This is a genomic window from Streptomyces sp. JJ38 (assembly GCF_019303475.1).
In the GTDB taxonomy this organism is placed as follows: Bacteria; Actinomycetota; Actinomycetes; order Streptomycetales; family Streptomycetaceae; genus Streptomyces.
Genome location: NZ_JABLSI010000112.1, coordinates 1 through 336, shown reverse-complemented (window position 1 = coordinate 336; position 336 = coordinate 1). Strand labels below are relative to the sequence as shown.

Sequence of the window (336 nt, the reverse complement as noted above, 5' to 3'; positions counted from 1 at the left end):
AGGGACGTCGGGTCGATACCCGCGTCCTCGAACGCCTCCCACGCCGCCTCCAGCGCCAACCGCTGCTGCGGATCCATCGCCAGGGCCTCACGCGGACTGATCCCGAAGAACTCGGCATCAAAACCACCCGGCCCCTCCAGGAAGCCACCACTACGCGTATACGACCTCCCCGGCTGATCCGGATCAGGATCGTAGAGACCCTCCACATCCCAGCCCCGGTCCACCGGCAGCTCCGAAACGGCATCCCCACCCGAAGCCAGCAGCTCCCACAACTCCTCCGGCGACGCCACCCCACCGGGATACCGGCAACTCATCCCCACGATCGCCAACGGCTCG

1 protein-coding gene is annotated in these 336 nt (G+C 67.3%); it reads right to left on the bottom strand.

What is annotated here, in order from left to right; all coding sequences use genetic code 11:
* Positions 1-336, bottom strand: a 336-nt coding sequence (locus tag HPT28_RS26475; protein ID WP_257579468.1) for a polyketide synthase, incomplete at both ends; no start/stop codon positions are given.